The organism is Klenkia sp. PcliD-1-E (assembly GCF_024124375.1).
GTDB lineage: Bacteria > Actinomycetota > Actinomycetes > Mycobacteriales > Geodermatophilaceae > Klenkia.
Genome location: NZ_JAMXRZ010000038.1, coordinates 23,769 through 34,268, shown reverse-complemented (window position 1 = coordinate 34,268; position 10,500 = coordinate 23,769). Strand labels below are relative to the sequence as shown.

General features: G+C 76.6%; 16 protein-coding genes. 6 read left to right on the top strand and 10 right to left on the bottom strand.

Annotated features, from left to right (window positions below):
- A partial coding sequence (locus NH342_RS09840; protein WP_253014246.1) for a DAK2 domain-containing protein occupies positions 1-321 on the bottom strand: 321 nt, incomplete at its 3' end.
- A gap of 140 nt (positions 322-461) precedes the next feature.
- Between NH342_RS09840 and rpmB the strand changes: the two genes are divergently transcribed.
- Positions 462-653 (top strand): 50S ribosomal protein L28, encoded by a 192-nt coding sequence (rpmB, locus tag NH342_RS09835; RefSeq protein WP_253014244.1) that lies wholly within the window; start codon positions 462-464, stop codon positions 651-653.
- Between the two features lie 92 nt (positions 654-745).
- Positions 746-1,363, top strand: a complete 618-nt coding sequence (locus NH342_RS09830) for a TetR/AcrR family transcriptional regulator (RefSeq protein WP_253014242.1) — start codon at positions 746-748, stop codon at positions 1,361-1,363.
- On the opposite strand, the gene NH342_RS09825 is transcribed toward NH342_RS09830, so the two are convergent.
- From NH342_RS09825 to NH342_RS09815, 3 genes are read right to left on the bottom strand one after another with little or no spacing between them, the layout of a single operon-like run.
- Positions 1,335-1,979 carry an AAA family ATPase gene (locus NH342_RS09825; RefSeq protein ID WP_253014240.1) on the bottom strand — a complete coding sequence of 215 codons (645 nt, stop codon included), beginning with the start codon at positions 1,977-1,979 and terminating at the stop codon, positions 1,335-1,337. The genes NH342_RS09830 and NH342_RS09825 overlap by 29 nt on opposite strands.
- On the bottom strand, positions 1,979-2,479 hold the full coding sequence (locus tag NH342_RS09820; RefSeq protein ID WP_253014238.1) for a GNAT family N-acetyltransferase: 501 nt from the start codon (positions 2,477-2,479) through the stop codon (positions 1,979-1,981). The genes NH342_RS09825 and NH342_RS09820 overlap by 1 nt, the downstream gene beginning before the upstream one ends.
- On the bottom strand, positions 2,466-3,503 hold the full coding sequence (locus NH342_RS09815; RefSeq protein WP_253014236.1) for a thiamine-phosphate kinase: 1,038 nt from the start codon (positions 3,501-3,503) through the stop codon (positions 2,466-2,468). The genes NH342_RS09820 and NH342_RS09815 overlap by 14 nt, the downstream gene beginning before the upstream one ends.
- 83 nt (positions 3,504-3,586) lie before the next feature.
- Here NH342_RS09815 and NH342_RS09810 point away from each other — a divergent pair, with 83 nt between their 5' ends.
- The 3 genes from NH342_RS09810 to NH342_RS09800 all read left to right on the top strand — a co-directional run bounded on the left by NH342_RS09810 (position 3,587) and on the right by NH342_RS09800 (position 4,828).
- A complete protein-coding gene (locus NH342_RS09810; protein WP_091065957.1) occupies positions 3,587-3,820 on the top strand; it encodes an Lrp/AsnC ligand binding domain-containing protein in 234 nt (77 codons plus the stop codon).
- A 115-nt stretch (positions 3,821-3,935) separates the two neighbouring features.
- Entirely contained in the window at positions 3,936-4,448 is a 513-nt protein-coding gene (locus tag NH342_RS09805; protein WP_253014232.1) for a DUF3515 family protein, read from the top strand.
- Positions 4,445-4,828: a YchJ family metal-binding protein gene (locus NH342_RS09800; RefSeq protein WP_253014230.1), complete on the top strand. Its 384-nt coding sequence runs from the start codon at positions 4,445-4,447 to the stop codon at positions 4,826-4,828. Before NH342_RS09805 ends, NH342_RS09800 begins: the two co-directional genes overlap by 4 nt.
- A gap of 22 nt (positions 4,829-4,850) precedes the next feature.
- Here NH342_RS09800 and NH342_RS09795 read toward each other — a convergent pair whose 3' ends face one another.
- The 6 genes from NH342_RS09795 to NH342_RS09770 are packed head-to-tail and all read right to left on the bottom strand — an operon-like array spanning position 4,851 to position 9,788.
- Positions 4,851-5,492 carry a hypothetical protein gene (locus NH342_RS09795; protein ID WP_253014228.1) on the bottom strand — a complete coding sequence of 214 codons (642 nt, stop codon included), beginning with the start codon at positions 5,490-5,492 and terminating at the stop codon, positions 4,851-4,853.
- Complete coding sequence (locus NH342_RS09790) at positions 5,489-6,604, bottom strand: D-alanine--D-alanine ligase family protein (RefSeq protein WP_253014226.1); 1,116 nt, start codon at positions 6,602-6,604, stop codon at positions 5,489-5,491. The genes NH342_RS09795 and NH342_RS09790 overlap by 4 nt, the downstream gene beginning before the upstream one ends.
- A gap of 25 nt (positions 6,605-6,629) precedes the next feature.
- Positions 6,630-7,763: a cystathionine gamma-lyase gene (locus tag NH342_RS09785; RefSeq protein ID WP_253014224.1), complete on the bottom strand. Its 1,134-nt coding sequence runs from the start codon at positions 7,761-7,763 to the stop codon at positions 6,630-6,632.
- The gene (locus NH342_RS09780; protein ID WP_253014222.1) at positions 7,756-8,751 is read right to left on the bottom strand and encodes an NAD(P)H-dependent glycerol-3-phosphate dehydrogenase; all 996 of its coding nucleotides are present in this window, start codon (positions 8,749-8,751) and stop codon (positions 7,756-7,758) included. Before NH342_RS09780 ends, NH342_RS09785 begins: the two co-directional genes overlap by 8 nt.
- The gene (locus tag NH342_RS09775; protein ID WP_253014220.1) at positions 8,748-9,548 is read right to left on the bottom strand and encodes a 1-acyl-sn-glycerol-3-phosphate acyltransferase; all 801 of its coding nucleotides are present in this window, start codon (positions 9,546-9,548) and stop codon (positions 8,748-8,750) included. Before NH342_RS09775 ends, NH342_RS09780 begins: the two co-directional genes overlap by 4 nt.
- A gap of 57 nt (positions 9,549-9,605) precedes the next feature.
- Positions 9,606-9,788: a hypothetical protein gene (locus NH342_RS09770; protein WP_253014218.1), complete on the bottom strand. Its 183-nt coding sequence runs from the start codon at positions 9,786-9,788 to the stop codon at positions 9,606-9,608.
- An 82-nt stretch (positions 9,789-9,870) separates the two neighbouring features.
- Here NH342_RS09770 and cofC point away from each other — a divergent pair, with 82 nt between their 5' ends.
- The gene (gene cofC / locus NH342_RS09765; RefSeq protein WP_253014216.1) at positions 9,871-10,485 is read left to right on the top strand and encodes a 2-phospho-L-lactate guanylyltransferase; all 615 of its coding nucleotides are present in this window, start codon (positions 9,871-9,873) and stop codon (positions 10,483-10,485) included.
- Positions 10,486-10,500 lie beyond the last annotated feature (15 nt).

The following is a 10,500-nucleotide window of genomic DNA, read 5'->3' as shown; positions in this document are numbered from 1 at the left end:
GCCGCGGCCGGCCAGGTCGTCGGCCAGCCCGCGCAGCAGCTGGGCCAGGATCGCCCCGGAGTTGCCCCGGGCGCCGAGCACCGCACCCCGCGCCCACCGGGCCCACACCGACCCGGTGGCCGCGTCGTCGGAGGAGGCCTCGGGGCCCTCGCCGACCGCGTCGGCCGCGGCCCGGGCGGTGAGCAGGAGGTTGGTGCCGGTGTCCCCGTCGGGGACGGGGAAGACGTTGAGGTCGTCGAGCTCCCCGCGGGAGGCGCGCAGCGCGTCGGCGGCGGCGCGGCTCCAGCGGCCGACCGCGGCGTCGTCCAGCGCCGTGAGCACGTGCCGGAGGCTACCGGTGGCCACCGACACCCCGGGGTCGGCGGACACCGCCCCGGCCGACCGGCTACGCTGGTCGAGTTGTCCGCGCGGGTGGCTCGTTCCCTGCGCCCACGAAATCTTGTCTTCAGGAGTGATCGACCATGGCTGCCGTCTGCGACGTGTGTGGCAAGGGCCCCGGGTTCGGCATGTCGGTGTCCCACTCGCACCGCCGTACGCCGCGCCGCTGGAACCCGAACATCCAGTCCGTGCGGGCCGTCCTCGGCAACGGGACGCGCAAGCGCGTGAACGCCTGCACCAGCTGCATCCGGGCCGGGAAGCTCACCCGCGTCTGAGCTGCACCGCACACACCACCCACGACCCCGGTCACCCCACGGTGACCGGGGTCGTCGGCGTCCGGGGTCGGTAGGGAGCCTAAGGTTTCGCGGTGCAGTTCCGCCGTGACCCCGAGCCCGCCCCCGACGCCCCGCTCCGCCCGGGTCGCCGTCGCGACCCCGCCGTCGACGAGGCCGTGCGCTCCGCCGTCCTGGAACTGCTGGCCGAGCGCGGCTGGGACGGGTTGTCGATGGACGCCGTCGCGGCCCGCGCGAAGGTCGGCAAGGCGAGCATGTACCGCCGGTGGTCCTCGCGGGTGCAGATGGTCGCCGAGACCATCGCCGAGGCCGACCGCGGCCAGGTCACCGTCCCCGCGACCGGGACCCTGCGCGGGGACCTGCTCGAGGTCGTCGGCGCGATGGCGACCTCGCTGAACGGCCGGGTGGGCGCCGCCGCGCGCGCCGTGGTCGGCGTGCTCCCGCACGAGCCCGACCTGGCCGCGGCCTTCCGCGAGGGGTCGGTGGAGATCTGGCGGGACGCCTTCGTGCAGGTCTTCTCGGCCGCCGTCACCCGGGGGGACCTCGACCCCGCGCGGCTGGGCACCGTGGCCGGCGAGGCCGGGCCCGCGGTGGTCATGCAGCGCTGGCTGGTGCTCGGCCGGCCGCTGGACGACGAGCTGGTGCGCGACGTCGTCGACGGGGTCATGCTCCCGCTGCTGGCTCCCCGCTGATCCCCCGCGCCCGCGCGGCGGCGACGACCAGGTCGACGACGAGGTCGTGGTCGAAGGCGGTGGAGTCCACCACCAGGTGGTAGTGCCGGGCCTCGGCCGGGTCGCAGCGGTGGTAGTGCCGCACGTAGGCCGCCCGCGCCCGGTCGGCGGCCTGCAGCTCCCGGCGCACCTCGTCGGCCGGTCGGCCCAGGTGCGCGACCGCGGCGGCCAGCCGCCGCTCGGGCGGGCCGTCCAGCCGCACGTGCAGGGCGTCGGGCCGGTCGCGCAGCACCAGGGCGGCCGCCCGGCCCAGGACGACGCCGCCGGCGCCGTCGGCGATGTCGGTGACCACCCGCTCGGTCTGCAGCCGGTAGCTGCGCTCGTCGGGGACCCCGGCGTCGGGCAGCACACCGCCCACCGGGTCGGGCATCGCGCCCAGCGACGCCACCACCCGCCAGAGGCCGCGCACGACGCTCTCGTCGGCGGCCTCGGCGTCGGCGACGGGCACCCCGAGCCGCAGCGCGACCTGGGCCGGGATGACCCGGTCGTGGAAGGGCAGGCCGAGCCGCTCGGCCACCGCAGGCGCGATCTCCGCGCCCCCGCAGCCGAACGTGGCCGACACCGTGACCACACCCATCAGGACCCCTCCTCCGCGCCACCGGCCAGCTGCTTGCCGAGGAACACCGCACCGGGGGCGTCGGCGTAGACGCCGTACCCGGCGACCGGTGTGTACCCGGCCCGGGCGTAGAGCGCCAGCGCCTCGGGCTGCCGGTCCCCGCTGTTGAGCACCACCCGCCGGTGCCCCGCCGCCGCCGCGGTGGCCTCCAGGCGGGCCAGCACCGCCTCCGCGACGCCCTGCCGGCGGGCGTGCGGGGCGACGTACATCCGCTTGACCTCCACCGTGCCCGGGGCGTGCACCCGCCAGGCGCCGCAGCCCACGGCCTCGCCGCCCACCTCGGCGACCAGCAGCAACCCGCGCGGCGGCAGCACCTCCGCCGGGTCGACCTCCATCGCGTCGCGGCCGCCGTAGCGGACGACGTACTCCTGCTGCACGGCCTCGACCAGCTCGGCCACCTGCGGGTCGTCGTAGCCGGCCGGGCGCAGCACAAGCCGCTGCGACAGCTCAGAAGTGCACATGCCCGGTGCCCTCCCCCAGCCCCTCGGCCACGTCGGCGGCGGCGACGCCGTCGACCAGGACGCCGGGGCGGCCCGCCTCGACCACGCCGATGCGCACGAAGCCCGCCGGCAGGTCGGCCGCGGCCGGGAAGGTCGCCAGCAGCGCGTGGTCCTCGCCGCCGGTGAGCACCCAGCCCAGCGGGTTGCCGCCCAGCGCCGCGGCGACCTGGGCCAGCGGCCCCGCCGGGTCGATGAAGGACTCCAGGGTGCCGCGGTCCAGGTGCAGCACGACGCCCGAGGCGTCGGCGAGGTGCCCGGCGTCGGCGAGCAGGCCGTCGCTGACGTCGCACATGGCGGTGGCACCGGCGTCGGCGGCCGCAGGCCCGGCCGCGTAGGGCGGCTCCGGACGGCGGTGCGCGGCGACGGCGGCGTGCGGGGAGGTGAACCCGCGGCGCAGCACCGCCCAGCCGCACGCCGACCAGCCCAGCCGGCCGGCCACCGCGACGACGTCCCCGGGCCGGGCGCCGCCCCGGGTGACCGGCGCGCGGCCCTGCAGGTCGCCCAGCACGGTCACCGAGAGCACGACGGCGTCGCTGTCCGGGGCACTGGCGACGGTGTCCCCACCGACCACCGCGGCCCCGTGCGGGGCGCACTCCTGCGCCATCCCGGTGGCCACGCCCTCCAGCCACGCGGTGGGGGTGCCGGCGGGGCAGGCCAGGCCGACCAGCAGCGCGGTGGGCACCGCGCCCATGGCGGCCACGTCGGCCAGGTTGGCGGCGGCGGCCTTGTGCCCGACGTCCTCGGGCGAGGACCAGTCGCGCCGGAAGTGCCGGCCCTCGACGAGCACGTCGCACGCAGCGACCACGCGCGCGTCCGGCGCCCGCACGACGGCGGCGTCGTCCCCGGGTCCGACCACCGTCGCCGCCGCCCGCCCCGCGCGGGCGACGACCCGGTCGATGACGCCGAACTCCCCCACCGCGCCGACCGTGTCGCCGGTGGCCGGCGGCCGTGCCCCCGGGGCCGCCCGCGGCCGGGGACGCGTCACCGGTCACCCCGGTGCGCTGGGGTACGTTGCCGTCCGGCCCGCCGATCGGCGGCGCCGACGCCCTGCCCGAGGAGGGAACTGCTGTGGTCCACGCCTACATCCTGATCCAGACCGAGGTCGGCAAGGCCGCCGCGGTCGCCCAGACCATCAGCGGCATCGCCGGCGTCACCAAGGCCGAGGACGTCACCGGTCCCTACGACGTCATCGTGCGCGCCGAGGCCGGGTCGGTCGACGAGCTGGGCCGCCTGGTCGTGGCCCGGGTGCAGTCGGTCGACGGCATCACCCGCACGCTGACCTGCCCGGTCGTCAACCTCTGAGGTCCCTCCGCTGAGCAGCGACCCCGACACCACCCCCGACGGGCCGGACGCCGACGCCGACACCGACGAGCAGCCCGCCCGCCGGACGTCGGACCCCACCCGCCGCGCCGCCCTGGTGGCGACGGCGGTCGCCGTCCCGGTGGTCGTGGTGCTGCTCGTGCTGATCCGGGTGCTCGGACCCGGCAGCGGGGAGGACGCATCCGGGCCGGTCGCCGAGGTCTCGGGGGCCACCCCCAGCCAGCGCGACGACGGCCCGGTCGAGGTCGAGACCCCCGAGATCACGCCCGAGGCCGACGCCGCCTGCCCGGCGCTCATGAGCCAGCTGCCGCTGGAGGTCGTCGGGGAGACGAGTCGACGTGTCGACTCCGACTCCCCCTACGCCTACGCCTGGGGCGACCCGGCGCAGGTGCTCATCTGCGGGGTGCCCCAGATCGACCTGCAGCCCGACGCGTTCATCGTGCAGATCTCGGGGTTGCCCTGGTTCGTGGACACCTCCGACCCGGCCGTCAACGTGTGGACGACGACCGATCGGTCGGTGGCCGTGCAGATCAGCGTCCCGGCAAGCACGGACAGCGCGCTGGTCACCGCGCTGGGTCCGATCATCGCCGGCGCGATCCCCGCCCGGTGACGCCCCGACGCTGCCCGTGCGGCACCGGGCTCACCTACGACGAGTGCTGCGGCCGGCTGCACGCCGGGGCGCCCGCACCCACCGCGGAGGCGCTCGTGCGCTCCCGGTACAGCGCCTTCGCGGTCGGCGACGCCGGGTACCTGCTCACCACCTGGCACCCGCGCACCCGGCCCGACGACCTGGAGCTGGACGAGGGCACCCGGTGGACCGGCCTGGAGGTCCTGGCCGTCGAGGGGGGCGGCCTGCTGGCCGGCGAGGGCGTGGTGGAGTTCCGCGCCTCCTACCGCCGCGACGGTGAGCCCGGCGCGCAGCAGGAGCGCAGCCGCTTTACCAAGGTCGAGGGCCGCTGGGTCTACCTGGACGGCGTCACCACCGCCTGACCCCCGTGCAGGCGGACCGGGTTCAGCCGCGGGGCAGGCGCTCGAGCTGCTCCTGCACCAGGTCGTCGACCTGGTCCATGGCGTCCTCGGTGTCGGTGGAGACCACGGCGACCGAGACGGTGAAGGGGCCGTGCACGCACCACGCGAACGCCGCCGGACCGGTGAGCCGGGTGTCCTCGTCGGGGTCCTCGACGGTCAGCGTCGCGCACCCGCGCGGCAGGTGGTCGGGGTCGCGGTCGGGGTTGCCGCCGTAGTACCGGGTGTCGTTGCGGGCCAGGTCGGCGGCGTAGGACGCCGCTCCGTCCGCGCCGTCGAACTGGTCCACGAACACCGACGTCAGGTCGTCGTCGGTACCCCAGAACCGCTCCCAGCCCCAGCGGTAGCCGTAGCCGGTGAGCACCTCCTCCTCGCGGCCGGCGTCGTCGGCGTACCCGGCGACGTCGGCCAGCGACTTGGCCCCGGCGGGCGGGTCGAGCTCGTCGTCGGGCACCTGCGGCTGCCCGGAGGGCACCTCGGTGACCACCAGCTCGCCCAGGCCGTCGACGTCGCCGGGCAGCGCGCCGACCTCCGCGGTGGCCGCCGGCGACGCCGTGCCGGGGACGGCGTCCGAGCAGCCCGCGAGCGAGGCCAGTGCGAGCACCAGCAGACCGCGGCGGGAGCTCACCCCTCGGCCAGGGCGCCGGCCACCAGGCGGTCGACCAGCGCCGGGTAGTCGACGCCGGAGGCCGCCCACATCCGCGGGAACATCGAGATGGGCGTGAACCCGGGCATGGTGTTGACCTCGTTGACCACCAGCCGGTCGGCGCCGGTCACCGGGTCGGTGCCCAGGAAGAAGTCGACCCGGGCCAGCCCACGGCAGTCCAGGGCCAGGTAGGCCCGGCGGGAGACCTCCTGCACCGCGGCGGTCTGCTCGGGGGTGAGGTCGGCGGGGACGTCGAAGTCGACGGCGTCGTCGAGGTACTTGGCGTCGAAGTCGTACCAGTCGACACCGGAGCGCAGCCGGATCTCGGCGGGCAGGCTGGTCTCGGGCAGCGCACCGCCGACGCCGGCCAGCACACCGCACTCGACCTCGCGGCCGGGCACGGCGGCCTCGACCACGACCTTGGTGTCGACCGCGGCGGCGGTGGCCACGGCGGCGTCGAGGTCGGCCCAGTCGGTCACCCTCGTGATGCCGATGCTGGAGCCCGCCCGGGAGGGCTTGACGAACACCGGCAGGCCCAGCCGGTCCCGGTGCTCGGCGGTCAGCGCGGCGGGGTCGGTGGTGAGCGCGCCCGCGGCGTCGCGGAGGACCACGTGGTCGCCCTGCTCGATGCCGGCGGCGGTGAGCAGCTTCTTGGTGAACTCCTTGTCCATGCTCGCCGCGGACGCGAAGACCCCGGAGCCCACGTAGGGCAGGCCGCTCATCTCCAGCAGGCCCTGGATCGTGCCGTCCTCGCCGTAGGCGCCGTGCAGCACCGGGAAGACGACGTCGACACCGGTCAGCCGGCCGAACGCCTCGCCGGGCTCGAGCACGGACAACCCGCGGCCGGCCGGGTCGCCGACCAGGGACACCGCGGTCCCGCCGGTGACCTCGGGCAGCCGGCCGCCCTCGATGGCCAGCGGACCGCCGTCGTGCAGCACCCAGCCGCCCTCGCGGGTGATGCCGACCGGCACCACCTCGTAGCGGTCGGGGTCCAGCGCCGCCATCACGCTGCCGGCCGAGACGCAGGAGATGGCGTGCTCGGCGCTGCGGCCGCCGAAGACGACGGCGACCCTGGTCCTGCGTGTCTCGGTCATCGCAGGCGACCCTATCGGGGCCGGGTCAGACCAGGGTGTCCAGCGCGCGGGCGAGGTCGGCGACGAGGTCGGCGGTGTCCTCGATGCCGCAGGAGAACCGCACGAAACCCGCGGGGACCGCGTCCCCGCCCCACTGCGCGCGCCGGTCGACGGTGGAGTGCACGCCGCCGAAGCTGGTCGCGGCCAGCCACAGCTCGCTGGCCCGCACCAGGGCGTGCACCGCGGCCTCGTCGGCCAGCGTCGCCGACACCACGCCGTTCATCCGCAGCATCTGCCTCGACGCGAGTTCGTAGGAGGGGTCACCGGGCCGGCCGGGCCAGCGGACGCCGGTGACCGCGGGGTGGTCGGCGAGCAGGTCGGCGACGGCGGCAGCGGTGGTGGCCTGACGGGCCAGCCGCAGGTCCAGCGTGGACAGCGACCGGTGCGCCAGCCACGCGTCGAAGGCGCCCGGGCCGTTGCCCGTGCGGTCGCGCCAGGCCTTGACCCGGGTGAGCAGCTGCCGGCCGCGCTCGGTGCGGGCCGCGGTGACGTGACCCATCAGCAGGTCGCTGTGGCCGGTCAGCGCCTTGGTGTCCGCGGCCAGCACGAGGTCGGCACCGAGGTCGAGGGGCCGCTGGCCCAGCGGGGTGGCGGTGGTGTTGTCGACGGCGAGGACCGCGCCCGCCGCCTGGGTGGCCGCGGCGACCGCGGCGACGTCGCAGACGTCCAGCTCGGGGTTGGACGGCGTCTCCAGCAGCACGAACGCCGCACCCTCGAGGTCCCCGCGGGCGGCGACGTCGGCGATCTGCAGGGTCGGGACCTGCTGCACCTCGATGCCGAACCGGGTCAGCTCGCCCTCGCCGAACGCGCGGGTCTGGTAGTAGCCGTCGCTGGGCACCACCACCCGGTCGCCGGCGCCGCAGACGGCCAGCACGGCGGCGCTGATCGCGGCCATGCCGGTGGCGAACACCAGGCACTCGCCGCCGTCCAGGTCGCCGATCGCGCGCTCGAGCACCCGCAGCGTCGGGTGGCCGGGCCGGGCGTAGAAGTCGGTCGCGTAGGGGTCCTCGGCCAGGTGGAAGGGCGCGGCGAACACCGGCGAGGGCCGCAGCGGGGTGCCGGGCGCCACCGGTTCGTCGCCCCCGCGGGCGACGCGGGTGCCGTCTCCCAGCTCACTCACTCTTGGCCTCCCGGCTCATGATCTCCCGCACCATCTGCACCGGGGACTCCCCCTCGTGGCAGACCCGGACGACGGCCTCGGTGATCGGCACGTCGACGCCGTGCGCGCGGGCCAGGTCGAGCACCGAGCGGCAGGACTTCACGCCCTCGGCGGTCTGCTTCGTCGCCGCGACCGTCTCCTCCAGGCTCATCCCCCGGCCCAGGTGCTCCCCGAACGTGCGGTTGCGCGACAGCGGGGACGAGCAGGTGGCCACGAGGTCGCCGAGCCCGGCGAGCCCGGCGAAGGTCAGCGGGTCGGCCCCAAGCGCCTGGCCCAGGCGGGCGGTCTCGGCCAGCCCGCGGGTGATCAGCGAGGCCCGGGTGTTGTCGCCGAAACCGAGGCCCTCGGCGACGCCCGCGGCCAGCGCGATGACGTTCTTCACCGCCCCGCCCAGCTCGCAGCCCACGACGTCGGCGTTGGTGTAGGGCCGGAAGTACCGGGTGTGGCAGGCGGCCTGCAGCGCCTCGGCCCGGTCGGTGTCGGCGCAGGCGATGACGGTGGCCGAGGGCTGCTCCTCGGCGATCTCGCGGGCCAGGTTGGGTCCGCTGAGCACCGCGACCCGGTCGGGGGAGGCACCGGTGACCTCGCAGACCACCTCGCTCATCCGCCGGGTGCTGCCCAGCTCGATGCCCTTCATCAGCGACAGCAGGGTCGCCCCGGCCGGCACCAGGGGCGCCCAGCCGGCCAGGTTCTCCCGCAGCGACTGCGAGGGGATGCTCAGCACCACCAGGTCCGCGCCGTCCAGGGCGCGGGCGGCGTCGTCGGTGGCGGTGACGCCGTCGGGCAGCCGCACGCCGGGCAGGTAGTCGGCGTTCACCCGGTCCGCGGTGATGGCGGCCGCGAGCTCGGGCCGGCGGGCGAACAGGGTCACCTCCGACCCGGCGTCGGCCAGGACCTTGGCGAACGTCGTCCCCCAGCTGCCGGCGCTGAGCACCGCTGCCCGGGTCACGCGGCGCCCGCCGAGCCGGGCAGGTCACCGGGCGTGCGGCCCGGCCGGGGGTGCACCGCCACCGGCGGGGTGGTGCCGCGGACCTCGCCGAGCTGGGCACGGACCCGGCCCATCAGCCGGTCGGTGGTCTCGCGCAGCAGGTCGGCGGTGACCGGGCGCCCCTCGCGGACCTGGGCGCGCAGGTCGGAGAGGTCGACCGGCTCGCCGACCAGGTAGTCGGCGCGGGTGCGCAGCCGCAGGTGCAGCTGCTTGGTGTGGTAGTCGTGCACCCGCTGCGGACCCCACTGGGCCAGGGGGACGACGACGGCGTCGCTGGTCAGCGCCAGGCGGGCGGCCCCGGTGCGCGGCTGCATGGGCCACCAGTCGGGGTCGCGGGTGACCGAGCCCTCGGGGTAGATGACCACGGCCTCGCCGTCGGCCAGCGCCTGCTGGGCGGCGCGCATCGAGCTCTGCGCGGCCGAGGTGCCGCGGAAGACCGGGATCTGCCCGGCCGACCGCAGGATGGTGCCGGCCAGGCCCTTGAAGACGGCGTCCTTGGCCAGGAAGCGCGGCACCCGGCCGGCGTCGTAGAGCAGCATCGCGCAGGCCAGCGGGTCCAGCACCGACACGTGGTTGGCGACCACGAGGACGCCGCCGGTGGCCGGGATCCGCTCGGCGTGCCGCAGGCGCAGGTCGTAGAGCAGGGTGGCGACCGGCCAGACCACGTACAGGCACATCCGCAGCGACCAGGTCAGCGGCGGGCGTGGGCGCCACCGCCGGCGCGGCCACCGGCTGCCCGGGGCGACGTCGGAACTCACCCGGCCAGTCTGCCCCGTTCTCCCCCGCGCACCGGAACGGGCCCGCGCAGCAGCGGGTCAGCCGCCCCCGCCGCCACCTCCGCCGCCGAGCACCCAGCTGTTCCGGTTGACCGCCCCGCGGGCGTCGGCGGTCGGGCCGGCCTCGTCGCCGTACCAGCCCTGCCGGCGCCGGCGGACGCCCCGCGCCAGCAGCGCACCCAGCCCGACCACCACCACGAGGACGACGACCGCGGTCACCATGACCGGACGGTAGGGCCCGCGCGCGGCCCCGGCGAGGGCGTTCACCAGGTGTTCACCCAGCGGTGTGTGGCAGCGTGGGGACGTGCAGCAGTGGTCGGTCGTGGTCCCCGCGAAGGCGCTCCGCCTGGCCAAGACGCGGCTCGGTCCCACGGGCACCCGTGCGGCCCACGAGGAGCTCGTGCTGGCCATGCTCGGCGACACCCTCGAGGCGGTGCTCGGCTGCGCCGAGGTGCGGTCGGTGGTGGTGGTCACCGACGACCCGCGCGCGGCGACGGTGGCTGCCGCCGCCGGGGCCCGCCCGGTGCCCGACGCCCCGGCCGCCGGCCTGGACGCAGCGCTGCGCCACGGGGCCGCGATCGCGGCGAACCCGCTGGTCGCGACGCTGCACTCGGACCTGCCGGCACTGCGACCGGACGAGCTGGGCGCCGCGCTGACGGCCGCGACGTCCCACCGGCGCTGCTTCGTCGCCGACGCCGACGGCACGGGGACCACGCTGCTGGCGGTCACCGACGGGGTGCTGGAGCCGGCCTTCGGTCCGGGCTCGGCGGCCGCGCACGCGGCGTCGGGCGCGATCCCGCTGCAGGGCGCGTGGCCGGGTCTGCGGCGCGACGTCGACACCCCCGCGCACCTCGCCGAGGCCGCCCTGCTGGGCACCGGACCGCGTACCCGGGCGGCGCTGCACGCGGCCTGTGCGTGATCACCGGCCGTTCAC